The 24,359-nt window shown below is 29.8% G+C and carries 23 protein-coding genes; 2 read left to right on the forward strand and 21 right to left on the reverse strand.

Annotated elements, in window-relative coordinates; translation table 11 throughout:
• From EDD60_RS04500 to EDD60_RS04535, 8 genes are all read right to left on the reverse strand, one after another.
• On the reverse strand, positions 1-468 hold the full coding sequence (locus EDD60_RS04500; protein ID WP_066449600.1) for a metallophosphoesterase family protein: 468 nt from the start codon (positions 466-468) through the stop codon (positions 1-3).
• A gap of 46 nt (positions 469-514) precedes the next feature.
• Entirely contained in the window at positions 515-1,399 is an 885-nt protein-coding gene (locus EDD60_RS04505; RefSeq protein ID WP_066449598.1) for a GerMN domain-containing protein, read from the reverse strand.
• A 75-nt stretch (positions 1,400-1,474) separates the two neighbouring features.
• The gene (gene murI / locus EDD60_RS04510; protein ID WP_066449595.1) at positions 1,475-2,266 is read right to left on the reverse strand and encodes a glutamate racemase; all 792 of its coding nucleotides are present in this window, start codon (positions 2,264-2,266) and stop codon (positions 1,475-1,477) included.
• A gap of 10 nt (positions 2,267-2,276) precedes the next feature.
• Positions 2,277-3,419 (reverse strand): M15 family metallopeptidase, encoded by a 1,143-nt coding sequence (locus EDD60_RS04515; RefSeq protein ID WP_066449593.1) that lies wholly within the window; start codon positions 3,417-3,419, stop codon positions 2,277-2,279.
• 63 nt (positions 3,420-3,482) lie between these two features.
• Positions 3,483-3,686, reverse strand: a complete 204-nt coding sequence (locus EDD60_RS04520; RefSeq protein WP_066449590.1) for a helix-turn-helix domain-containing protein — start codon at positions 3,684-3,686, stop codon at positions 3,483-3,485.
• 45 nt (positions 3,687-3,731) lie between these two features.
• A complete protein-coding gene (uvrC, locus tag EDD60_RS04525) occupies positions 3,732-5,492 on the reverse strand; it encodes an excinuclease ABC subunit UvrC (protein ID WP_066449588.1) in 1,761 nt (586 codons plus the stop codon).
• On the reverse strand, positions 5,492-7,798 hold the full coding sequence (locus tag EDD60_RS04530) for an endonuclease MutS2 (protein ID WP_066449585.1): 2,307 nt from the start codon (positions 7,796-7,798) through the stop codon (positions 5,492-5,494). Before EDD60_RS04530 ends, uvrC begins: the two co-directional genes overlap by 1 nt.
• Positions 7,798-8,583, reverse strand: a complete 786-nt coding sequence (locus tag EDD60_RS04535; protein WP_229105144.1) for a CvpA family protein — start codon at positions 8,581-8,583, stop codon at positions 7,798-7,800. Before EDD60_RS04535 ends, EDD60_RS04530 begins: the two co-directional genes overlap by 1 nt.
• Positions 8,584-8,680: 97 nt before the next feature.
• Between EDD60_RS04535 and rnhC the strand changes: the two genes are divergently transcribed.
• Positions 8,681-9,589: a ribonuclease HIII gene (rnhC, locus tag EDD60_RS04540; protein ID WP_066449582.1), complete on the forward strand. Its 909-nt coding sequence runs from the start codon at positions 8,681-8,683 to the stop codon at positions 9,587-9,589.
• A gap of 90 nt (positions 9,590-9,679) precedes the next feature.
• On the opposite strand, the gene EDD60_RS04545 is transcribed toward rnhC, so the two are convergent.
• The 4 genes from EDD60_RS04545 to trhA (EDD60_RS04560) all read right to left on the reverse strand — a co-directional run bounded on the left by EDD60_RS04545 (position 9,680) and on the right by trhA (EDD60_RS04560) (position 12,272).
• Positions 9,680-10,144 carry a deoxycytidylate deaminase gene (locus EDD60_RS04545; protein ID WP_066449580.1) on the reverse strand — a complete coding sequence of 155 codons (465 nt, stop codon included), beginning with the start codon at positions 10,142-10,144 and terminating at the stop codon, positions 9,680-9,682.
• Between the two features lie 11 nt (positions 10,145-10,155).
• The gene (locus EDD60_RS04550) at positions 10,156-11,070 is read right to left on the reverse strand and encodes an RluA family pseudouridine synthase (RefSeq protein ID WP_132226237.1); all 915 of its coding nucleotides are present in this window, start codon (positions 11,068-11,070) and stop codon (positions 10,156-10,158) included.
• Complete coding sequence (lspA, locus tag EDD60_RS04555) at positions 11,043-11,558, reverse strand: signal peptidase II (protein WP_195598774.1); 516 nt, start codon at positions 11,556-11,558, stop codon at positions 11,043-11,045. The genes EDD60_RS04550 and lspA overlap by 28 nt, the downstream gene beginning before the upstream one ends.
• A gap of 63 nt (positions 11,559-11,621) precedes the next feature.
• Positions 11,622-12,272 carry a PAQR family membrane homeostasis protein TrhA gene (trhA, locus tag EDD60_RS04560; protein ID WP_066449574.1) on the reverse strand — a complete coding sequence of 217 codons (651 nt, stop codon included), beginning with the start codon at positions 12,270-12,272 and terminating at the stop codon, positions 11,622-11,624.
• A 128-nt stretch (positions 12,273-12,400) separates the two neighbouring features.
• Between trhA (EDD60_RS04560) and EDD60_RS04565 the strand changes: the two genes are divergently transcribed.
• The gene (locus tag EDD60_RS04565; RefSeq protein ID WP_066449571.1) at positions 12,401-12,952 is read left to right on the forward strand and encodes a DUF1836 domain-containing protein; all 552 of its coding nucleotides are present in this window, start codon (positions 12,401-12,403) and stop codon (positions 12,950-12,952) included.
• Between the two features lie 9 nt (positions 12,953-12,961).
• Here the strand turns inward: EDD60_RS04565 and EDD60_RS04570 are convergent, their stop codons facing one another.
• From EDD60_RS04570 to EDD60_RS04610, 9 genes are all read right to left on the reverse strand, one after another.
• Positions 12,962-14,194 carry a hypothetical protein gene (locus EDD60_RS04570; RefSeq protein WP_066449568.1) on the reverse strand — a complete coding sequence of 411 codons (1,233 nt, stop codon included), beginning with the start codon at positions 14,192-14,194 and terminating at the stop codon, positions 12,962-12,964.
• 20 nt (positions 14,195-14,214) lie between these two features.
• Positions 14,215-14,865: a PAQR family membrane homeostasis protein TrhA gene (trhA, locus tag EDD60_RS04575; RefSeq protein ID WP_066449565.1), complete on the reverse strand. Its 651-nt coding sequence runs from the start codon at positions 14,863-14,865 to the stop codon at positions 14,215-14,217.
• 17 nt (positions 14,866-14,882) lie between these two features.
• Positions 14,883-16,643: a MutS family DNA mismatch repair protein gene (locus EDD60_RS04580; RefSeq protein WP_132226238.1), complete on the reverse strand. Its 1,761-nt coding sequence runs from the start codon at positions 16,641-16,643 to the stop codon at positions 14,883-14,885.
• Positions 16,624-17,127: a GNAT family N-acetyltransferase gene (locus tag EDD60_RS04585; protein WP_132226239.1), complete on the reverse strand. Its 504-nt coding sequence runs from the start codon at positions 17,125-17,127 to the stop codon at positions 16,624-16,626. Before EDD60_RS04585 ends, EDD60_RS04580 begins: the two co-directional genes overlap by 20 nt.
• 209 nt (positions 17,128-17,336) lie before the next feature.
• Entirely contained in the window at positions 17,337-18,188 is an 852-nt protein-coding gene (locus tag EDD60_RS04590; protein ID WP_066449554.1) for an undecaprenyl-diphosphate phosphatase, read from the reverse strand.
• A gap of 88 nt (positions 18,189-18,276) precedes the next feature.
• Positions 18,277-20,736, reverse strand: coding sequence for an HD domain-containing phosphohydrolase (locus EDD60_RS04595; RefSeq protein WP_066449551.1), 2,460 nt, complete (start codon positions 20,734-20,736; stop codon positions 18,277-18,279).
• Between the two features lie 177 nt (positions 20,737-20,913).
• Positions 20,914-21,927 carry a hypothetical protein gene (locus EDD60_RS04600; RefSeq protein ID WP_066449549.1) on the reverse strand — a complete coding sequence of 338 codons (1,014 nt, stop codon included), beginning with the start codon at positions 21,925-21,927 and terminating at the stop codon, positions 20,914-20,916.
• A 368-nt stretch (positions 21,928-22,295) separates the two neighbouring features.
• Positions 22,296-24,014, reverse strand: a complete 1,719-nt coding sequence (locus tag EDD60_RS04605) for a DUF262 domain-containing protein (protein WP_132226240.1) — start codon at positions 24,012-24,014, stop codon at positions 22,296-22,298.
• Between the two features lie 8 nt (positions 24,015-24,022).
• Positions 24,023-24,247, reverse strand: coding sequence for a helix-turn-helix domain-containing protein (locus EDD60_RS04610; protein ID WP_132226241.1), 225 nt, complete (start codon positions 24,245-24,247; stop codon positions 24,023-24,025).
• Positions 24,248-24,359: the final 112 nt, after the last annotated feature.

Here is a 24,359-nt window from a genome sequence, read left to right on the forward strand (position 1 = left end):
TTACTCGATTTTTTTAAATTCACAACTAATTTTTTCACCATCAATTGTAACCACTGCATAACTTCTTTCGCTACCCCCACGAGGCAAAGAAGTCGAACCAGGATTAATATAGTAATAATTGCCATCTTGTAAAAACATTGGCGTATGTGTATGACCACATAAAAGCACACGACACTGATTTCTTGTCAAAAGATCATTCATTGCTAATTCACGATTAAAATAACCAAAATATTGTCCATGGGTTATCAAAATAGGTATTCCTTCCACTTCAAAACGTGCTTCCATTGGTAGATCCAATGACCAGTCATTGTTTCCCTTAACACATATATACCCCGTTAACATTTCTTTATAAGCAGCTTCACTATCCCCACAGTGTACATAATAATCTGCCTGGGGTTCTTTTTCTTTCACATATTCAAGCATATCATGTTGTCCATGATTATCTGACATCACTACAATTTTTTTCATTTCTATCACCAGTCGATATTATATCATAAAGACTGATTTTAAGCTATTATATCTTGATATAATTATATTCAATTTGTGAAGATTGTTTTGTTCTTACATCTTCTCCATTGATTTTAATTTCTACATCTTTAACATTTTTTAATGAAGATAAAGATAAAACAATTAAATCTTCTAAACTTTGATCAATTCGTTCATTATCTAATAAAATATTAGAATCCAAATCAATTGTTAAAATCCCATCTTTCATTTGAGCATCCAATAAATGAATCTTACTTTGAACATAACTTAAAATCGTTTGAACTTGACTTTTTAATGATTCATTTTCATCAATTCTAAATGTTGTAGGAACATAATATGAAAATTGTTCAATGGTTTTTTGATTATAAACCATAACTGGTATTGTTTCATGAAGCAATGAAGATGTTTCTTCAAAATTATTCAATCCTAAATCATGATGAAGTGAAGATAATGGTATAGTACTATTAGGAAGATACGAAACATCTTTTCCATTAATCTGTAACTTTAATTCATCAACATCTTCATAATCAGTCATTGTATATGTCAATGTTTCAATAATATCCATTGCATCCTTATTCGCATAAAGTTGATCATTAAAATTAATTGTTAAAACCTTATCTTTTAAATCAACTGATTCAACTTGTAAATCATGACTCAATACTGGATACAATCCATAATTCAAAAACTCATCAGACTTCATCAATTCAATCCGATTTCTAACATCCTGTTCCAATTCAACTTCACTATGAAAATTCACTGTAATCGGAATCAAATCATTATCACTATCCTTAAAAACAACTGTCTTTAAATAAACATCCTGATTTTCTTCAATACTTTCATCTTTTAAATAAATATAAGACACAAAAGTTAAACATATGATTAATATGGAAATAACACCTATTCTTCTTTTCATACTTCCACCTCAACATAACATATGTTTCTATTTAAAAATTAGAACAAGAAAAAGACATAGCTATAAAACTATGCCTTATTTTTCAAATGATAGATGTTGAACTTGTAACCCTTGATAATCAAAAAATCCTTCTGAAGAATAACAAAATTCTTTTGGTTCCCCAGTTGTATAAATTTGAATAATTCCTTGACTTTCCTTTAAATTCAATAAATCATGAACACGTAAATATGAGCTGACCTCATGACTAATTGAGGCACTACTAGAAATATAGACTTTATCAGAAAATACTTCTTTCACTTGATCAAGAATAATTGGATAATGAGTACACCCTAAGATTAAAGAATCCACTTTATCTTGATAAGATGATAAATAATTTGAAATCACATCAGCTATCCCTTTTTTATATTCACCAGACTCAATAAGAGGAACTAGCTGTGGTGTGGCAAGTTCATAAACTTGAATTGAAGAATCATAATGATGAATTGTTTCCTGATATTTATGTGATTGAATTGTTGCCTGAGTTGCAATAACTAAAACACTTCTTTGGTGTTGACTTAAAAAGTCATGGACAGTTGAATGGATTACACCCACAATAGGAACTTGTGGATATAATGCCTGTAATTCATCTAAGACATTGGCACTTGTTGTATTACATGCCAAAACAATCATTTTTACATTTTTTGAAATAAAGAAATCACAGATTTCTTTTGTATATGACAACAATTGTTCTTTTGTTTTATCACCATAAGGACAATGTAAATTATCACCAATATAAATCATATCTTCATGTGGTAATTCGTTTTTAAGATGGGTAAGAACAGTTAATCCCCCTACCCCTGAATCAAATATACCAATTGGTTTCACCATATAAAATCTCCTAACTTGTTTGTGATTGATATTCTTCTAATGTCATCTGACTATCATGTAAAGATTTGGCCAATGATTTTCCTACATAACGATAAATATGAGCATCATAAGTATGATTTGTAATGGATGCTTTTCTTTGTGGATATCGTAAAATAAAACCATATTCATATGCATGTTCTTCTAACCATTGTGACATTTCTGTTTGACTAAAACTGTTATAAGTTGTTTGTGATTGGGTTACAGTAATAGTCAGTCCCAACTGAGATTCATCATACCCCACTTTCTTAGCTGATAAATCTTGATGAGAAACATATGCTTCTTTTAATAAAAAGCCATTAAACTTTTGACTTAAATCTTGATACATCTTTAATAAAGCATGATATGCATCACTTTGTAAATACATTGCATATCTCATTCTTGGAATATCTTGGACCAGCAATAAACCTTTTGGTTCATAATTACCAATATAATGCATATTATCAACTAATGTTGATAATTCATAAGGATTATAAACAATATGAACATTCTCTGGTAAAGTCGTCGTTAATAATTGATGTAAAGATTTTTGATTATAAGCCGTTGTTAACATATTCATTGTATCATTTAAATCATCAATTGTTTGAATTCCCATTTGATTCAAACGTAAGACATATTCAGCTCCATCTTGAATATAAGAATAATCTTTTTGCGCATATAATGGTGCTAATGTTGAATATATATCTATGTAATCAAAATTAAAATTTTCTTCATTTAAAAAAGCCAATTCTAAATCTCGGTCTATCAAAAGCTTAGCTTTTTGAAAAGATTGATTATTAAATAAATAGCCTAAACGCGTTGCTAAACTATTTCCAGTTTCTAATATATTTTCGATTTGACGATAACGATTGGTCGCTTTTAAGGCATTGTAATATTGATAATTTTCTAAATGAAAATCATTATACTCAATATAATCAATAAATAAATCAATTGAAATCTGATTATCAATCAAATAGCTTTGTTCCTTTTCATCCAAATACTTTTCAATTAAAACACGATTATCATTATTAATTCCATTAACACGATAAAACTTATCAAACTTCAAATTCACAATATAAAAAGAGCAACCAAATAATATGATAATCACCAAAAACAAATACCACGTTTTTAATTTCATATCATCACCCTTTCTTGACCATTATAATACATATTCATCTATTTGGAAAGAAAAGAAATTGATTTACAAATCAATTTCCTTCATCTTAATCAATTCCAAAACTGCTTGTATACGAGATTCCACACCAAGCTTTTGAATCACATTAGAAATATGATTACGAACAGTCTTTTCACTAATACACAATTCACTAGCAATCTGTTTTGTTGATTTATTCAACGTCAACAAACTAAATATCTCTTTTTCTCTTTTGGTCAATAAGGAATGCATAATCACCCTCCTTAACATAACATATGAGAAAAATAAGAATGCGTGCTACTCAAGGTGTAAAGATTCAAAAAGTTCTTCAGCAACCTTTTCTGGCAATAATTCTTTTAATTCCTCTAAAGATGCTTCTTTCATTTTCTTTACACTTTTAAAATGATTAAGTAATTGTTTTTTTCGTTTTGGTCCAATTCCTTCAACATTATCTAACAATGAAGCAAAGAGTGACTTTGAACGAACGTTTTTATGAAAACTAATGGCATAGCGATGAACTTCATCTTGCATACGTGTCAACAAGAAAAAGAGTTCACTTTTAGGATGGATAGGGATGGTTTTCCCCTCACTATCCAATAACATGGCCGTAGAATGCTTATCATCCTTAGCTAAACCACAAATTTGAATAGGCAAATTAAGTGATTCAATAACTTCCTTAGCAACATGAATTTGTCCTAAACCACCGTCGACAATGACCATATCAGGTGGTGTTAATCCTTCCATTAAAACTCGATAATAACGTCGATAAATGACTTCTCGCATACTGCCATAATCATCAGGACCTTCTACAGTTTTTATTTTATACTTACGATAATCTTTCTTAGAAGGTACACCATCTTTAAAGCATACCATTCCCGCTACTGCATAAGCTCCTTGAATATTAGAGTTGTCAAATAATTCAATGACATGGGGTGTAGGAATATTTAATAACTCTCCTAATTGCTTCATAGCCCCAATTGTGGCAGCTTCATTTTTTTGCATCAACTGGAATTTCTTTTCCAATGATTCTTTCGCATTTTCAATTGCCATTTGAACCAATGAATGTTTATTTCCTTTTTGTGGTTTTAAAATCTTACAATCTAAAATTTCTTTTAATAATTCATCATCCACATCTTGTGGTAAAAGAATTTCTTTTGGTAAGGTATTACTTTGATAAAAACTCACAATAAACTGTTGTAAATCATCTTGTACATTCTCACTAATTGGAACCAAATTCAAATCACGCGATAACAATTTTCCATTACGCATGAAAAACAATTGAATACTCAAATAGCCATGATCAACATAATAACCTAAAATATCACGATCAACCTGATCATTAAACTGAACATGTTGCTTTGCTGTCACATAGCGAATATGCGAAATCAAATCACGATATTCCTTAGCTTGTTCAAAGTTTAATTCCTCACTTGCTTTATTCATTTTTTCAGTTAATTCATTCACCTTATCTTTAATATCACCATTCAATAATTTGACAATGGACTTTTTAATATCTGTATAAACATCTTCATCAACTTCCTGAATACATGGTGCTAAACATTGATTTAATGAATAATATAAACATGGCTTTTTAGGAATGTGATTACATTTTCTAAGTGGATAAAGACGATCTAAAAGCTTATATGTTTCTCTAGCTGCTGTTGCATCAGGAAATGGCCCAAAATGCTTGGCTTTTTTTTCTTTGGCATTACGGACAATCTTTAAACGTGGATGTCTTTCATTAGTCATCTGAATATAAGGATAATAAGTATTATCCATAAACATGATGTTATATTTAGGTGCATAATCTTTAATTAAATTAATTTCTAGGAGTAAAGCTTCTTTTTCACTATCAGTAACAATATATTCAAAATCAACAATTTCACTCACTAATTTTGTTGTTTTATAATTATGGACTCCTACAAAATAAGAATGAACACGATTTTTTAATTTCTTTGCTTTACCAACATAAATAATTGTACCTTCTTTGTCTTTCATTAAATAACATCCTGGCGAAGATGGCAACAAAGAAAGTTTGTTTTTAATCAAATCATTCATTATTCAAAATAAACCAACGTTGCACCTAATCCGCCTTCATTAGGTCCACCATCACGATAAGAAACAACATGCTTGTTTTTTTCCAACATCTTTCTTACTCCTTTTCGCAATACCCCCGTTCCCATACCATGAACAATACGGACATGAGGATATCCTAAAACCAATGCATCATCTAAGAATTTATCCGTTAAAGCCATTGCTTCTTCATAACGTTTCCCAATAATATTAATTTCATAAGTTCCCGTTTTCGCAACAGTTGTCTTTTTCACACTAGCTTTTTTCACTTTCTTAACTTTCGTTTTTGGATGCATAAAGACAACTTCATCTTCATGTAATTTTACATTTAAACCAGATAAAGAAACCATAATCATATGATTTTTTAAAATTTCAACAATATCTCCTTCACGATTCATCTTACTTACCAAGACATGATCACCCACTTGTAAATCATGATCTTGTTTTTGAACAGCTGCCTTTTCAATAAACTTCATTTCATCTAAATCATGTTTTGCTTGAATGATTTCGTGTTGTTTAAGTGAAGATGCATTTAATGTTTCAACAATTATATCAATATTTTCTTTGGCTTCTTCTAATAATTGATTTGCTTCATCTTTGGCCTTTTTTAACCATTGATCTTTTTGCATTTCTAATTGATGAAGCTGATGTTGATATTGTTTTTCTAACTTTTGATTCGTTAACATCAATTGTTTTAATTCAGCTTCTTTTAAATCCAATTGTTCTTGTTTCTTTTCTAAAGCTTCCATTAATTTTTCATGTTCACTCATCGCTTCGGCTTTTAAAATCTTAGCCTTATTAACTAACGCATCATCCAATCCTAACAATTGAGCAATTTCAATCGCATAAGATTGACCAACACTATCTAATTTCAATTGATACGTTGGACGCATTGCTTCTAAATCAAAAGAAACGGATGCCATTAAGATTTCAGGATGTTCTTTAGCAAAAGTTTTCAACTTCCCATAATGGGTAGAAGCCAAAACAAAAGGTCCCATTTCAATAAAACGTGATAAAATAGCTTCAGCCAAACTCGCTCCCTCTTGTGGATCAGTCCCTGAACCAATTTCATCTAAAATAACTAAACTATGACGAGTTGCTGATTTTAAAATATCAATAATTTTCATCATATGACTTGAAAAAGTAGATAAAGATTGTTCAATCGATTGTTCATCACCTAAATCAACATAAATTTGATCAAACAAAGGAATTGTTGCTTCTAGACATGGTATAGCCATCCCACATAATGCCATAAAAGAAAGCAAACCTGTCATCTTTAAAGTTACAGTTTTTCCACCTGTATTACTTCCACTAATCAATAACATACGATGATCTTTTAAAATCACTGTATTAGCAACAACTTTCTTTTCATCAATCAAAGGATGACGTCCTTCTTTTAAAATCAATTGATCTTGTAAACTCATTTGTGGACGACAACATTGATGAATATACCCATATTGTCCTTTAGCGAATACAAAATCTAATTCTTCTAAAATTTCTAAGTTAAAATGAAAATGATAATAATGTCCTTTTACCATTTGCGATAAAGCATATAAAATACGTTCAATTTCTTCACGTTCAGCAACTTGACATAAACTCAATTGATTATTCATACTAACAACCACTTCCGGTTCAATATAAGTTGTTTGTCCAGTTGCACTTTGAGCATGAATCAATCCTTGAATCTGTCCTTTATAACCAGATTTTACTGGTAAAACCAGACGATCATTCTTCGTTGTGATTTGATCAATTGATAACATATCTTTAGATTCTTTAACCAAGGAATCCATTTTATGGCGAATTTGCGATTGAATTTGACGCATTTGTTTTCTTAAATGACTTAAAGTCGAACTGGCTTGATCACTCATTGTCCCATCTGGTAAAATACAGCGCCCTATCTCTTGTAATAAATGAGGATTGTCTACTAATCCATCCGCTAATTCTTGTAAATAATGAGTTTTCAACTCACTTGATTGAAAATAGTTTTTAACACTTTGTAAGCATTCTAAATGATGAGCAACCTTTAACAATTCATCACCTTGTAAAGTTCCATCACGATTTGCTTTTTCCAATAATAAAGAAATATCACTCAAACCACCTAATGGTAGTCGTCCTTGTAGATTAATCAGTTTCATTGCTTCTTCAACTTTATCCAGTGCTTCATTAAGATCATCGATATCATCAAAAAGCGCCATTTCACTGACTCTTTTTTTCCCTAAACTAGAAGCACAATAAGTTTGTACTTGTCTTTGAATTTCATTCATTTCTAATGTTTCATATATTGTTTTCATTATTCACCACTCACATTAATATTTGATAAGATTGATTGAATCTGTTGTTTTGTATAACCAGATTCTTGTAGTAAGTCTTCTATTTGTTGTTTTTGTTTTGTTGTTAATGAGATGTTATGCTGATTTAATTCATTAAGAATATTTTCTGAGAAAATTTGATGTGCTTGATTTGTATCAATTAATCCCATATCCATCGCTGTTAACATTAATTTTGTTAAGTTTTCAGGCTGCATAGCATCCTTATTGTCAAATTCCAATAAACTTCCCATATTCATCATTGATTCACTCACTTGTGGAACAATATTTAAAATTCGTGGAGCAAGTATTGAATCTTGAATCATAGTTTTACCATTTTCGACAAAGGGAATGACAATAAAAGCCAAAGCTAGATATCCAATCACGATACCTTCAATTAAACTTAATAATAACCCTAATACTTTATCAACAAATGAAGTCAATGCGAAAGTTTCCATTATGCCTTTTAAAACAGGTTTAATGGCTAACCCTAATAATTTTTTAATAATTGTTAAACCTATCAATAAAATAACAAAGATAATCATTTGATTAATCAATTCACCAATCATTGATGCTAATTGATCTTGATGATCATATTGATAGATTGTTAAAATTGAAGATAATGGTTTTGTTAAAAAATAAGACAAACATAAGACAACAATCATTCCTAAGAAGTCATAAAGTCTTGTAACAAAACCTTTTATATATCCAATAATTGCCATTATAAATAAAAATATGACAAAAATAATATCAATCATTTGAAAATTCAATTTAAAAACCTCCTTATAAACTCAAATATTATAACATTTGAAAATTGTTCTGTCAAAATTGACAAAATTATGTTAAAATAATATAGAGGTGATTAACGTGGAACCAATTATACTCAAAGTAGAAGACAGTACATTGGAGAAAATGAAAAAATATTATGATAGCCAAATGGTTCCAGTTGATGACACTAACCTTATATTTAAAGCACATGCGATTGGTTGCGATATTGTTGCGAGAGTGGATAAGACGATTGAATTTAGTGGACAAAACGCTGTTCAGGAAGCAAAACACTGGTCAAAGAAAATTGCTAAGGAATTAGCAAAAATAACATCTACCATTGATGATGTTTTTTCGTATCATCATATTGGTTGTGCTGAAACGGGTTCTTCTGATTATTTGGGACCAATTTGTATCGTCGCTTGTTATGTTTCTGAAGATGACGTTCGTTTATTAAAAGAATTGAAAATAAATGACATTTCTACCCTCTCTAATCAAGATATTGTGAATTGCGCAAAATTAATTAAGGATAGGTTGATTTATAGTTTATTGATTTTGGACAATTCGCATTATAACAAAATGGTTCAAGAAGGCTTTAATCAAGCAAACATCAAAGCAAAGCTCTACAACCAAGCAACTGTTAACGTCATGCAAAAAGTAAAGCAAAATGTAAAGGTAAAGGTGATCAACCAATTTGTTTCTCCAAAAACATATTTCAACTACTTAAAAAACGAAGTGATTGTTGTCAAAGATTTAATGTTTGAAACAAACGCTGAGGAGAAATATATGGCTGTCCTTGCTGCTGAGATTTTATCACGCTATGCTTACTTGCAATATTATGCAAATATGACAAAGAGTTTAAAGATGAATCTTTGCCGAGGAACAAGTGCAAATGTTGATGCTGTTGCAGCAAAAATTGCAATGAAGTATGGTGAGAAAATGTTAACTAAAGTCGCGAAGTTAAATTTCACAAACACAAAAAGAGTAAAAGCTTTAATCAGCGATAAGTAAGAATGGCTATGATCCATTCTTTTTTTATAAAAAACCACCTGTTTAAAGGATAGACAATTTCAAATGATCTATTCTATCAGGTGGTTTTTATTATAAGATATCAATTTCAAAAGCATCCATTTTAGTATACTTGACTTTAGCTGCATCCAACATACGTTTGGCTGCTTTATCACTTGGTGTATTACTATATTTATCATCTTCGTATACAATTTCTTTGATTCCACTTTGAATAATTGCTTTCACACATTCATGACAAGGGAATAAAGAAACATAAATACGACAACCATGTAAATTTTGGATACTATTTAAAATAGCATTCAATTCAGCATGAACAACATAAGGATATTTTGTATCATACATATCTCCTTCACGATTTGCCCAAGGAAATTCATCATCTTCACAACCCCAAGGTAAACCATTATACCCAACACCAACAATTTTATTTTCTGGTGTCACAATACATGCCCCTACTTGGGTATTTGGATCTTTTGAACGATAAGCGGAAAGCTTAGCAACACCCATAAAATATTGATCCCAACTAATGACTTTTGACATAACGATTCCTCCTAATTCATTTCATTTCTTAATTCATCTAATTTAGCTTTAAAGAAATCAGGCAACTCACTTTCAAAATACATATCTTCACCAGTGCGAGGATGAACAAACCCTAAAATCTTGGCATGTAAATATTGACCATAAGTTGTATCATCTCTTTTTAATCCATATTGTGGATCACCATAAACAGGATGACCAATATATTGCATATGAACACGAATCTGATGTGTTCTTCCAGTCTCTAAACGACATTCTACCAGCGTCATATCTTTAAAACGTTCAAGTACTTTAAAATTCGTAATCGCATCTTTTGCATTCTTATCAGTACATGTCATCTTTTGACGATCTTTAGGATCTCGCCCAATTGGTGCTTCAATACGTCCAAACTCATGTGGAATTAAACCATGAACTAATGCTAAATAACGACGTGTTACAGTATGTTCCTGTAATTGTTCACTTAAGCTAGCATGTGCCATATCATTTTTAACAACCATCAATAATCCACTTGTTTCTTTATCAATACGATGCACAATTCCTGGACGCATAACACCATTGATACCTGATAAATCATGACAATGATATAATAAAGCATTAACCAATGTCCCTTTGTAAATACCTGCTGAAGGATGAACAATCATCCCTGTTGGCTTATTAACCACAATGACATCCTGATCTTCATAGACAATATCTAAAGGAATATCTTCAGCTAAAATATCTGTTGATTCAGGTTCAGGAATATGAACCATAACTTCATCATTCACTTCTACCTTATAACTTGCTTTTATCGCTTTACCATTCACCAAGACATGTCCATCTTGAATCAACATTTGAATTTGTGTACGAGAAAAGTCAGTTAAGGCTTTAACTAATATTTTATCAATTCTTTGCCCTGCTTCTTCTACAACTGTGATTTTGATATCTTCCATGCTTTATACTCCTCTATTCCAACTTCTAAAATAACCAAGAAAATCCCTATTGTAATAGCCATATCCGCAACATTAAAAATAGGAAAATCATAACCAAAAATAATAAAATCAATAAAATCTCTCACATATCCAAAAACAACACGATCAATTAAATTGCCAATCATTCCACAAAAAACCAGAACCAAACCAAAACGTGTTATCTTTTGATAAGTTTCAGATTGCAAGAAAAAATAAACAATGCCAATCGTAGCTACGATAGAAACAATAAAAAATAAATTCATTTTACCTGAGAAAATACCCCAAGCTCCACCATCATTATGAGAATATGTAAAATAGAAAAAATTATCAATAATTGAATAACTTCCTCCTAATGCTAAAGTATGATCAACAATTAACTTTGTCACTTGATCACCCACAACAATCACAATAAATGTTAATAAATACATGAATAAATTCTTGTATGTTAAACCTAATTTTTTCACTTTCATCACCTTTTCCTATTATAACAACTTTCCTACACATTGCAAAGAAAAAAAGCACATTGTGTGCTTTTATAAAATAAAGAGAATAATTGCAAAATAATGCAACAATGAACCTAACATCACAAAGATATGAAATAATTCATGAAAACCAAATGCTTCACTTATATTAGGCTTTTTAAAGATATAGATAAAAGCTCCAATAGAATAAGCAATTCCCCCTGCAGCAATCATCATTAAACAATTCATCGGAATTCCCTGGAACGAATGAAAATCAAAGACAATTGCCCAACCTAAAATCAAATAAATCGCTGTCGCAATACTTCGAGGTGCATTTAACCAACAAATCTTAATAATAATTCCTAAAATGGCTACACTCCATAAAATTCCAAGAAAATAATAAACATGGGGAATACTCATACAATAAACTGCAACTGGTGTATAAGTACCAACAATTAAAATATATATCATGGAATGATCTAATTTTCTTAAAATAGTCTTAATCTTTTGACTTCCCTTAAAAAAATGATAAATACTGCTTGCACTATATAATGCAATTAATGAAATACCAAAAACAATCGCAGCAATCATTAAACTTGAATCTGTTTGATTCTTAATTCCAATGACAATCATCACCAATAATCCAAGCAATGATAAACATGCTCCAATAAAATGGGTTTCACTACTAATCGGGTCCATTGCTTTTGCAAATAACTTGTTCATATTACCAACTCCTTTTTATGTAGTATTAATAACTACTTTATATATTTATTATATTTATTTTTTATCAAATGTCAACGAGATGTTGTTATTTTGTAAAAAATCATGTATGATATGAATGAGGTGACATTATGAACAGTGAAACATTTAATGAAATATTGAAAGACGTAGAACAAATGAGTGACTTAAAATCAGAAGATATTCCTGCTTTAGATTTATATATGGATCAAATCATGACTTTATTTGATATCCATTTAGCAGATAACAAAAGATATGATGATGATAAACTTTTAACCAAGACAATGATTAATAATTATTCCAAAGAAGGTCTGTTAAAACCTATCAAAGGAAAGAAATATTCTAAAGATCATATATTACAGATGTTATTGATTTATTCACTTAAAAATACAATATCCATTCAAGAAATAAAAAAAGTCTTACAACCTTATCACGATCAAACTGAAAAAATCGAACCCATTTATAACGAATTTTTAAATACAAAAAAAGAACTTTCACATTATGTAACAAGTTCAATGCAAAAGTTTATTGAAGAAAAAAATCTAGATTTAAATAATCCAGATCAATTAACAATGTTATTGTTATTCATTTGTGCTTTAAGTAATCAATATAAAATGCTTGCTGAAAAAATACTTGATACATTTTATCCAGATGAAAAAGAATAGTCATAAAAACTATTCTTTTTCTTTTAAGATAACCAAAATATCATATTGTTTTTCAATTTCTTTTTTTATATTTTTCATCATTTTTGTAGTACTATTATAATATTGTTTTCTTACAACATATTCTCCTAAAAAATCCATGATTTCTTCATCTTTTAAAGGAAATTGATATTGTTGATAATATTGCATATCTTCAACCTGTTCTTTTTTTAAAGTATCAAAACCAATCAATGGATTTAACATTTTACAACCATATGCAACATATTCAATCATGATTGTTTTCACATCAAAATCAAGCTGTTTGATCATTTGATGAAGATAATTTAATATCTCATTTTGATAGACAGCTTTAGCTTCTTGATAGCTCCATGGGGTTTGATTCTTTAAATAAATTAAATGACAAAAATAAATGTCATTATCAATATTGACTTCAAAACATTCTGTAGAATTCATATCTTCATTTAGAATATTAGCATAAGTTATATTCATTGATGAATGTTTAATTGTTTTTCTTTTTGTTGTTTGATAATTATTTAAATCAATCCATGATTTTGTATTATAACAATAAAGGTAATTGGGTTGTTTTTGACGCCATAGACAAAAACAGCCTAAAACATTCTTTCCATCTTTAATCAATATCCATTGATCAAATTTATTAGTAATGAAAGCCAGATTATCATGTATCCATTGATAAATTTCAATATGTATTCCACCCAAGACAAAGTTAAAAATAAACAGTGGTCGATTTTTTTCATCCTTACGATAAATTTCATAAATATCTATGTTTTTTAAGTTATATTCTTCAATTTCGTGACTCCATTTTTGAATAAAGTCACTAGATAGATAGGATTTTATATACCAATCACCAAGACAATAAGTGATTTCATTCATTGTAACATAATAATTAAGAATATTAAGTTTTCCCTGTTCATCACGAATGCCACTATACAAGATTTGATTTTTATCATTAAACCCATATTCCGTATGGTCTTTTTGTTTTGAAAGCTTTCCCCTTTTAACATTAGAGATATATGGTGTCATCTCGCTTGGATTAGCCGGCGATAAAAAATTTCCTGATTTCATATATCTTACATAAGCTGGCGAAAGATATTCATCTAAATGGGTAATGATATACTCAACCAACATCCAGATTGTTTCTTTTTTCCAAATTTTAACCAGTTTTTCTTCCTCTTGACTTTGTTGATACATTTTTTCAATCTTTTTTGTTATATCTTGTAGATCCATAATAAGTCCCTTCCTTCCAATTACATAAAAAAGACAATTGCAATAAAATGTAAAATACTAGCGACATTGATAAATAGATGCCAAACAAAATGAAAATATTTTTTATGTTTTGAATAGAAAAAGACACCTGCTGAATACATGACTCCTCCAGCAACAATCAAAGCAAGAAATAATAAAGAAGCATGATGCCACAAAGCGGGAATGAAAAAAACTGCAGTCCATCCCATGACTAAATAAATCGTTGTTGATAAGATAGGATATGATTTTTCAGAAATGGACTTGAGCAGAATTCCAGCAATCACAGCTCCCCATTCCAAAACCAAAATCAAGATACCTAACCAGCCTTTTACAACGCATAAGGCAATAGGTGTATAACTTCCTGCGATGGCTAAGTAAATACAAATATGATCAAGTTTTCTAAAGACATATTTTTGTTGGGTTTCATAAGCCATACTATGATAAATTGTTGAAATTAAAAACATTAAAAATAAACAAATCACAAAAATAGAAACACCAATTGCTCGCGTTACACCACCAATTATATAAGAATAAACAGCACTAAAAGGTAATAAACATAAACATGCTAAGGCCATGACTCCATGACTAATTGCATTTGAAACTTCTTCGCCAAATGTTAAATGTAACATATCACGCATTGTTTTTTCTTCCATTTTCTATTCCCCCTACTCTATTCAAGAATTCCTAATTGTTTTAATAAGAATTGACCATTTGTAGACTTAGATGGCCCTTTTTTAATCTGATAATCAAAATAGATTTGTCCATCTTGATAATATTCATCAAAATGATAATTCATTTGTTGGATACGACTTAATTCTAAATCATGGGTAGTTAAAAAAGTATAACTATATGGTAAAGATAATTTTTCAATTGTTGCTTTTGCTCCAGCAATACGATCCAATGAATTTGTTCCTTTAAATATTTCATCAATTAAACAAAGCATTGGTTCTTTTTTCTTGGCATACTGAATCATATCTTTAATTCGTAGCAGTTCTCCATAAAAAGTAGAAACGCCTTCTTCTACATTATCTTTAACCCGCATCGACGTCATTATATGCAGACATGAACATTGTAATGACTCACCAAACACATAACCCCCTGCATAAGCTAAAATTAAATTCAGACCAATTGTTCGCATAAAAGTTGTTTTTCCAGACATATTAGATCCCGTAATAATGCACAATGGTTTTTCCATTGAAAAATCATTACCAACAACTTGTTTTTGATCAATCAATGGATGACATAATTCTTGAAAAGAAAGTGTTTTTTCTTCAGTGATTTGTGGTAAAGTTACTTTAAAATCATCAATTTTTAATACACTTAAACTCATTAATGCTTCAATTTCTGCTAAACCATCAAACCAACAGGCAACCAATTGCCCATATTCATTCAACCATTTCGCATATTGATTTCTTAGATAAAAATCAAACAACCCTAAACCATTAAGAAAAAGAAAAGCAAAAATATTATGACGATAAATAACCCGTTGAGCAAGTTTAGATAATTCTAAAATACCTTCTACTGCTTTCCCTTCAATACACATTTTATTTTTTAAATAACGAAGATATTCACAATGATATTCACAATTGTGAATATGTGCATAACATTGTGCATAACTTTCTAAACCTTGAGATAAATCTTCTATTTGAGCAAATAATTCTTGATGTTTTTTAAGATTTAAAATAACAAAGCCTAATTGAAAAACAACTCCAACTTCAAATAAAACTTGAGAATAAGGTGTACCAATTTGAAAACAAAGACCTAATAGACCCAGAATTGTTAAAAAAGAAACAATAAAGATAGCAGGTGTTATAGTTGATACTTTTTGTTGATGCACAAGAGCAATCCATTGATCGATTGTTTTTGTTTTCTTTGTTGGAATCAAATATCCTAAAGTTTCTAATTGAAAAACAAAATCTTCATTTTCAGCAAGTTCTTTAACTGCTGCCTGTCTTTGTAATATCTCATCTCTTTGACTATCTTTGATAAGTAATTCAGCCAAACGTTTTTGACCTTTTTGACTAAAAGCAATATTTATCATTTGAAACAAAGAATTCTTTGAAAAAACATCTAAATCTAAAGACTTATAATCCTTTTCATCCAAATACTCATCTCCAGTATGAAGAAACTCTCGCCATCTTCCTGCGATTCTATCAAGATGCTTTTGATAAACTTTCTCTGTTGCCTTTAATTGTTGATATTCATTTTTAATTCGATTATGAATAACTACCAAAATAACAAATAAAATCAAACTCATAAGACTCATGATATAAAGCCATGTTATTGTTTGAAAATAAGCAATCAATAAGGATAATATTGCAATAAACATACAAATGAAACGAATAATTGCTAGTTGATTAGATTGCTGATGATGATGTTTACATTCTTGTTGGGTTTGTTGATATACTTTTTCAAACTGTTCCTTTGTCATTTGATTTCTTCCTTTCTAAAACAATAATTTCTCTTTTTGGTGGGCAAGTATGATCAATTTCATAAAATCCAAGGTGTTTCCAAAAAGCTAAACCTTTAGGAGTATTCTTTAAACAGCCAAGTTGAATCAAAGAGATATCTGAAATCATTTCTAATAAATCCAAAAAGATTTGTTGTCCATAATGTTTTCTTTGATCACTTTCATTCACTAAAAATAAACCTATCCATAAACAGTGATCATCATGAATACAACTATAACGATAACCTTTCATACAATCAACATATCCTATCATACGTTGATTTTCAAAAACTTTATAATAATAATGTTCATGATTTTCAAACCCTGGTGGTGGTAACATATCATCCACTACATCTTGAAAGCTTAATGATTCATTTTTTTCAATATGAAAAAAATATTCTTTTTGTTGTAAATAAAATAAATAAAGTTGTTGATCAACTTCTTGTATTCTTATATATTCTAACATTTTATATCTCCTCTATGTTTCTATGACTATGTTCTTATTTTACACGTTTTTTATAAGAAAAGATAGAATCTTTATAAGACTTCATCTTATGTAAGGCTATTTTCTTTATATTATAACAACATAAACAAAAAGAATTTTATCAATTTATAAATGATTTTCTCTTTATTTCAAATATAATAAACAAAAGAAAAACACGATTTTCATCGTGTCTATCCAATAAACATAAAATATGCTAACACTAAAATACCTAAAACAATACGATACCATCCAAAGACTTTAAAGTCATGTTTTTTAATATACCCCATTAAAAATTGAATAACCAATATAGAAACAACAAAAGCCACAATCATTCCAATAATCAATAAGATAGCTTCTTGAGCTGTAAAGACCAAACCAAATTTTACTAACTTTAATAAAGATGCTCCAAACATAACTGGAATTGCTAAAAAGAAAGTAAATTCAGCAGCAACTGTTCTTGAAACCCCTAAAAGTAACGCCCCAACAATTGTTGCACCAGAGCGTGATGTTCCAGGGAAGATAGCAGCTATTAATTGAAAGATTCCAATTAAGAAAGCTGTATTAAAAGTGATATCTGTTAAAGTATTGATTTTAGAATAACTCCCTTTATTTCTATTTTCAATAATAATAAAGGCAATCCCAAAGACAATTAAAGCAATGGCAACTGTTTGATAGTTATAAAACAATGCTTCTAATTGTTCATCAAATAAAATACCTACAATAGCCGCTGGAACACAAGCAACTAAAATCTTAAACCAAAGAATAATCTTATCCATTTTTACATAAGATAGGATGCCTGTCGTTGTCATAGGTTGTTTATTATTTTTACGTCCAAAAGGAAAGAAATCATTCCAAAACAAAACAACAACTGCTAAAATAGCTCCCAATTGAATAACAACTTGAAACATACTATAAAATTCACTACTAACATCTAATTTTATAAATTCATCTAATAAAATCATATGTCCAGTACTACTAATTGGTAACCATTCAGTAATTCCTTCGACTATTCCAAATAAAATAACTTTTAATATTTCAATCATATTTTAACCTCCGATTGATTTTTGTAATACTTGTATTACTATATAACAAATTCCATTTTATGTATAGAACTTTTTAAAAAATCCTTGATTATCTCACTTCTATTTGTTGATTCTTCACTAGTTCAATAAAAATATGGGCCAATTGAGGATCAAATTGATATCCAGCTTCCTCATCAATAATTTTTAAAGCTGTTTGTACATCCATTTCTTGCTTATAAGAACGCTTAGATACCATTGCATCAAAAGAATCAGCAATACATAAAATACGTGCCATCAAAGGAATCCCCTCACCTTTTAAACGACGTGGATATCCTTTTCCATCATAACGTTCATGGTGCCCAATAACAGCTGGAATGACATAATCAAGTGAAGGCAAGTGACGAATAATTCCCACTGCCAGTTCCACATGACCTTTAATTGTTTCATATTCCTGATCAGTTAACTTACCAGGCTTATTGATAATACTCTCATCAATACCAATTTTTCCAATATCATGTAATAAACCAGCCTCATAGATAATTTTAACCGCTTCTTCATCCATTCCATAAGCTTTAGCTAGTTCTTGAGCATAATAAGCTACGTTTTCTGAATGACTAAAAGTATAATGATCTTTGGCATCAATCGCTGCCATTAAGGCATAAATGGTTGACACATAAGAAGATGCTGCCCCTTTCACATCGGTTAAATGTGAAGGAGTTTGTCCTTTTTTATAAACTTTAATTTGATTTTTTCCAGCTTGTTTTGCATAATACAATGCTTCATCTGCTTGTTGCATCACTTCTTCAAAGCCATCTTTTGTACAACTTCCAGAAGCAATTCCACAACTTACAGTTAAAGCCTTCATAGCATTTTGACCAGTTTGTTCATTTAATAATAGAATTTTCTTAGAAAATTGTTCAGCCACTTGATAAGCATAATGTCCACCTTTTCCTGGTAATATAACCGCAAAAACTTTACCTGTATAACGAGCTACCATTTCTTCATCAACTAAACACGACCTAATTGCATGAGCTATTTGAACAAGTGCTAGATTACCTTCAGCAGTTCCATAGAGTTGATTATAGAGTTTAAAATCATCAATGCTTACCATGATAAAAGAACCATATTCAAATCTTTTTTCATATTGACATTTTTGTAAAACTTCATAAAGATAGCGACGATTAGCTACACCTGTTAAATAATCTTTTCTAGCTTCCTGATATGCTTCTTCATAAAGAATAGCATTTTCAATTGCTATGGAAGTAACAGAACTTACTGATTTTAAGAAATTAAGATCAATTTTGGTATATCTTTCTTTTGATAATTTATGTGGTAAAGCAATCAACCCTAAAATCTTATCTCCATTTTGTAATAAAGCTAAACATTCAATATTCTTTTCTTCTATTTTTTGTCTTAACAAAGGTTCAATCTTTTGATAATTCAAACTTTTTTGTAATGCTTTTACTAACAAACAAGATTTTTCTTGATACAAGGAAGCAAGTAATATTTCATCCATTTGAAAAGTAAAATCACTATCATTATTTTGAATCTTATACAAATCATCTTGAATGTAAAACAAATAAACATTCTCTACTTGAAGTCCTTTTTTTAAACAATCTTCTAATTTTTCAAAAATTTCCTGATGTCTTTTTAACTGACTTAAAAATTCACCTAGTTCTTGAATACATTGACTTTGAATGACTTCTTTTTTTCCAAAAACAAGATTTAATAAATATTCAAGTATAATACAAACCACAACCATTGATAAAACAACAACAAAAATCAAAATCATTGCTATTTGATATGGTTTTAATAAATACTTTTCTTTCATAACTATATCTATATATGGAAAGATACGATAATAAATCAAAATAACAATAATCATTGCAACATAATAACAATTCACTCTTGAAATCAATAAATTCATTTCAAATAATTGATTTTTATATAATGCATAAAATAAACAAATCGCCATTGGTATTCCACTTAAAACATCAATTGGAAAACCTTTAAAAGAAGGACATAACAAACAAAGATGTCCTAAAATTAAGATATTGGCTCCTAAAAAGATTGGAATAAGTTGTTTATAAATTGTTAAATCTTTCTTTTGAGCTTTATGAATCGTATAAATCATATCTATCAAAACACATAACAAAATAAAAAATAAGAAAACTATTGTCCATGAAAAATCATAAACATATCCTTGATCAATTAATTGTGGGGCTTCAATAAAAATTGGAACAAAACAATTAATTGCCCAAATTCCTAACATTAGTAATGTCCAAAATTGTTGATTTATTCGTTTTTCAATTCTTAAATATTTAATAATAAAATTATATAATGTTGGTAAAAACAAAAGTATTCCTACTAATGAAAAATAAAACCAAAAATTTACGAATGGGAAAACATTTAAGCGCATAAAAAAAGACCCCATTGTCCATGCTATCATAGCTAGTAAAACTTCCATAAATGCATATATTGTTTCATTTTTCTTAATCATGATTAGTGATAAAAACATTAATAAATATAACAATAAAGCAATAATTGGAATAATAGCATAGTGGGTCATTTGAATAATCCTCCTAACAAAATACAGTATTTATTTTAACAAAAATTGCTAAAATTAACAATCTAATTTTTATATAAATTGTCTTAATAAAGAAAATATTTTTTATACTAAAATATCAAAAAAGCAAAAAAATATTGATAAAATTAAGATTTATCCCAATTTATCAATATTTTTTATTTAACTCCAACTTTTATCTTTTAAAATTTCAGATAATTCATCTACTTTAGGAATTTCTTCTGTACCGAGAATCTGAGTCAAATCAAAAACTCGTGTTCCCATTGGTGCTTTAGGTGTTATTTTTTTAAAATCTGTTTCATAGAATTTTTCCACAAAGAAATATCTATGTTCTATTGTTCTTAGATTATATCCATAAGTATCGCCGTCAATCATAGCCTCGATAATCTTTTGTTTTCTCTCCTCAGTTAATTCACCAGATTCTGTAGTATATTTTATACCATCTTCTGTTTCAACAGCAGTAATTATCGCACACACTTTTCCAATTGCTCGAACACTTTTATTTTTATAAAGTCCTAAATAATCATGGGCCCTAAATCCACGTTCTGCATTATCATAATATAATCCATTTTTTATATTAAAATCAAATGTTATACCTGCTAACTGCACACGTAAATATTTCCATGCATCAGATATAGCAATTAGTCCATCATTATAACAATAATTTAGATAATCATCGATAACTTCCTGCATTTCAAAATCCCTATCATCCACAACTTCTTGAATTGCATTCGCTAAGCATTCAAATGTAGTGTTGATATGAATAACAGGATATTTTTGCGTTTCATTGTAGTTTTTTAATTGTTCTTCAAAATATTTCTTTTTATCATCATTCATTAACTCAGAAGATAAAGTAATCATTATCTTATGTTTTTCATCACCAAATGATTTAAGATGATTCATTAATTGCTTAGAATAAAACCAATCAGTTAGCTTAGTCTCAACAACAATCTTAAATCCTTCTTGAGTAATTGTAGCATCTGGAATACTATCAATACTTTTTTCTTGCAATGTAAATACAAGTTCTGGCTCAAATGCTTCAGAAAAATATTCTGATTTTAAAAATCTAAAAAACTTATCTGATGAATATGAATATAAACGTGATAAAAGTAGCATAGTATTAGCTGTAGCTACATTTTCTTTTTCATGATATCTTTGAAAATAATGTACTTTCATAATTAAAATCTCCTTAATTCTTCCATATTATATTAAAAATATATCTTGCTTAATATACAAAATAATCATACTCATATAAAATTGAGCCCATGATTGAAACACAAGAGAAATCCAAGTTACAAAAGACATGGCAATATCATTTTACATAGATTATGTCTTTTAACTATCCTCTTTTTTACATCAATTTGACTATCTAATATCTTGTGAAACAAAAAGCATAATACTTTCTACATGGCTCGATTCTCCAACGAGTAACGCATTTCGTACCCACTGTATAAGGGAATGGTGGAACACCTATTTTCGCCTTAAAATGGGTATGTCGAACCGATACAAGTTTTGAATTGTCTTATTGCTCGTATAGGCAAATATTATAAAAGAATCTCCTTCAATGCTTTACTCATCAATTCTTGACGCTTCTCCATAAACTCTTCAAAGTTAGATAGTTCATAAGAAATATCACCAGGAAGGTACTTAGCATTTTCACTGTTTTCAGTAACCTTCAGCCAATCAACGAGTGGTGTGGCATTCTTGGATTCATTCTCTCTACCTTCTAGTAACTGAAGGTTAGCTAATGTATTTCTTCTTCTACGCCAATCTTCTTTAGTATCATCGTCAATCACTGTTCCATCCGGCAATACCAAACCTTTAATTTTACTTTCTTCAAATCCTGTATGTGGATGCATATGGTCTTGATGGAATCCCTTCTGACTATACTTCAAATTTGGATACAGAAGAGATAACAACATAAATGTATAGGCACCAATCTCATAGGTATCAAACATCGAATCAATCTCTTCAGCTGTGTAACGAAGAGATCTGTCACCCGTAAATCTGACAGCATTAAGGTTTGTCATGCTAAATGAATTAGCGGGAGCTGCCTTCAATGCTTCACGAATACTTGTAAGTGCAGAGTTTGATGCAGTACCAAAAATCTGTCTAACCTGTGCGATTACAATGTATTTTCTCAATTCAGCTTTACTGCTTGAATCGAAATTACCACCTTTGTATCTGTAGTAAACCATAGGAGAAACAGCCACATAAGAAATCATGTTCTCTGAATTGAATCCGAACTCATTTAACAAATCAACTGTGTCCTTGATGGCTTTTCGGATTGAATCCCAATTTTCTTTGATTTTTAGTACACTTTCTTTTTTGAATGTTTCTACTTTTAATGCTACGGACATATCTAAAAGATACAAACAGGTACGCATAATAAAGTCATTAGAAAACTTAAATCCTTCGCCTTTTTTATTTATTTCAGATAGCAGCTTATCAATTTCATCTCTTGCCTTATCCCAATGAGAAACAATAGTCGAGAATAACAAGTCACTCTTTGAAAGAACGGTTCCACCTGAATTTACTCTAACGAAGATATCCAATACGCTGTCAATCGAATCTTTTTCTACTTCAAAGTAGTTGATGATTTCATCCGTAACAAGTCTTGTATGCAAAAGAGAAATATTCTTTGTTGCAACTTTATCGGTTGCCCAACCATTTGGAATAATGACTTCTGTTAACAAATCTTCAGCCGAATACTTGAGAATATCTTTTACTAAATACCAAATCTTATCATCTTTATTTTTAGCATCCTCATTCGCTGTTAAAAATTTGAACTCATAAGAGATGTCTTCATCATCGGTTTTTTCACTATGGAGATCAAAATACAGTTCCTTCTTTGGAAATGCCTCATCATTCTTCCATCTCTTATTCGGAAGTTTTCTGCTCATACTTCCTTGCAATGCTATGTACAAAGAAGTCAATCTCTGCTGACCATCTAAAACTGCCCAGATGGTTTCATCTCCACTTCCAATTGGAAATGGTTGTGGTGCAGCCGGATTTTTATACATATCTCGATCATGGTAGTCCTTTATAAATTCATACATTGAATACTCTTTTTGGTTAACAATGGTCTTTTTAACTTTCCAGAACAAGAATGTACCAATCGGATACCCAAGCATAATTGAATCTAACAGCCTGGTTATCTGCGAATCTCCCCACACATATTTTCTCTGAATAGCCGGAAGATAAATTCTCCTACTATTCACATCATCTATTATTGCCCTTATACTTTTCTTTTCGTATGCCATGATGTACCTCACTCATTACTCGTTTTTATCTGTTCTCCATCTGGGAAGATAAATGACTGTTCAAAGGTCACTTCCATGACATCAGCTATCAACTTTAATTCCTCAAGAGTTACAGTATCTCTTTTCAGTTTCTTACCAAAGTTCTGCGGAGTCTGTCCTATTCGTCTAGCAAGTTCTGAAAGACTTATATTCTTTTTATTACATAATTCTTTAATCATATCGGATGTCTTCATCATAATCCTCCATGTCTAAAACGCACCTCAACTTATTATATTATAAACCATTTGGTTGATATTTTCAATCCTGGCACAGTTCTGCTCTGTAAATTTTCTATGAATGACAAAA

This window comes from Longibaculum muris (genome assembly GCF_004343035.1).
GTDB lineage: Bacteria > Bacillota_I > Bacilli_A > Erysipelotrichales > Coprobacillaceae > Longibaculum > Longibaculum muris.

What these genes read in the sequence shown, in the direction of transcription:
- EDD60_RS04500 (WP_066449600.1), bottom strand. Translation starts at nt 468, where the DNA reads ATGAAAAAAATTGTAGTGATGTCAGATAATCATGGACAACATGATATG.
- EDD60_RS04505 (WP_066449598.1), bottom strand. Translation starts at nt 1,399, where the DNA reads ATGAAAAGAAGAATAGGTGTTATTTCCATATTAATCATATGTTTAACT.
- murI (WP_066449595.1), bottom strand. Translation starts at nt 2,266, where the DNA reads ATGGTGAAACCAATTGGTATATTTGATTCAGGGGTAGGGGGATTAACT.
- EDD60_RS04515 (WP_066449593.1), bottom strand. Translation starts at nt 3,419, where the DNA reads ATGAAATTAAAAACGTGGTATTTGTTTTTGGTGATTATCATATTATTT.
- EDD60_RS04520 (WP_066449590.1), bottom strand. Translation starts at nt 3,686, where the DNA reads ATGCATTCCTTATTGACCAAAAGAGAAAAAGAGATATTTAGTTTGTTG.
- uvrC (WP_066449588.1), bottom strand. Translation starts at nt 5,492, where the DNA reads ATGAATGATTTGATTAAAAACAAACTTTCTTTGTTGCCATCTTCGCCA.
- EDD60_RS04530 (WP_066449585.1), bottom strand. Translation starts at nt 7,798, where the DNA reads ATGAAAACAATATATGAAACATTAGAAATGAATGAAATTCAAAGACAA.
- EDD60_RS04545 (WP_066449580.1), bottom strand. Translation starts at nt 10,144, where the DNA reads ATGTCAAAAGTCATTAGTTGGGATCAATATTTTATGGGTGTTGCTAAG.
- EDD60_RS04550 (WP_132226237.1), bottom strand. Translation starts at nt 11,070, where the DNA reads ATGGAAGATATCAAAATCACAGTTGTAGAAGAAGCAGGGCAAAGAATT.
- lspA (WP_195598774.1), bottom strand. Translation starts at nt 11,558, where the DNA reads ATGAAAGTGAAAAAATTAGGTTTAACATACAAGAATTTATTCATGTAT.
- trhA (WP_066449574.1), bottom strand. Translation starts at nt 12,272, where the DNA reads ATGAACAAGTTATTTGCAAAAGCAATGGACCCGATTAGTAGTGAAACC.
- EDD60_RS04565 (WP_066449571.1), top strand. Translation starts at nt 12,401, where the DNA reads ATGAACAGTGAAACATTTAATGAAATATTGAAAGACGTAGAACAAATG.
- EDD60_RS04570 (WP_066449568.1), bottom strand. Translation starts at nt 14,194, where the DNA reads ATGGATCTACAAGATATAACAAAAAAGATTGAAAAAATGTATCAACAA.
- trhA (WP_066449565.1), bottom strand. Translation starts at nt 14,865, where the DNA reads ATGGAAGAAAAAACAATGCGTGATATGTTACATTTAACATTTGGCGAA.
- EDD60_RS04580 (WP_132226238.1), bottom strand. Translation starts at nt 16,643, where the DNA reads ATGACAAAGGAACAGTTTGAAAAAGTATATCAACAAACCCAACAAGAA.
- EDD60_RS04585 (WP_132226239.1), bottom strand. Translation starts at nt 17,127, where the DNA reads ATGTTAGAATATATAAGAATACAAGAAGTTGATCAACAACTTTATTTA.
- EDD60_RS04590 (WP_066449554.1), bottom strand. Translation starts at nt 18,188, where the DNA reads ATGATTGAAATATTAAAAGTTATTTTATTTGGAATAGTCGAAGGAATT.
- EDD60_RS04595 (WP_066449551.1), bottom strand. Translation starts at nt 20,736, where the DNA reads ATGACCCACTATGCTATTATTCCAATTATTGCTTTATTGTTATATTTA.
- EDD60_RS04600 (WP_066449549.1), bottom strand. Translation starts at nt 21,927, where the DNA reads ATGAAAGTACATTATTTTCAAAGATATCATGAAAAAGAAAATGTAGCT.
- EDD60_RS04605 (WP_132226240.1), bottom strand. Translation starts at nt 24,014, where the DNA reads ATGGCATACGAAAAGAAAAGTATAAGGGCAATAATAGATGATGTGAAT.
- EDD60_RS04610 (WP_132226241.1), bottom strand. Translation starts at nt 24,247, where the DNA reads ATGAAGACATCCGATATGATTAAAGAATTATGTAATAAAAAGAATATA.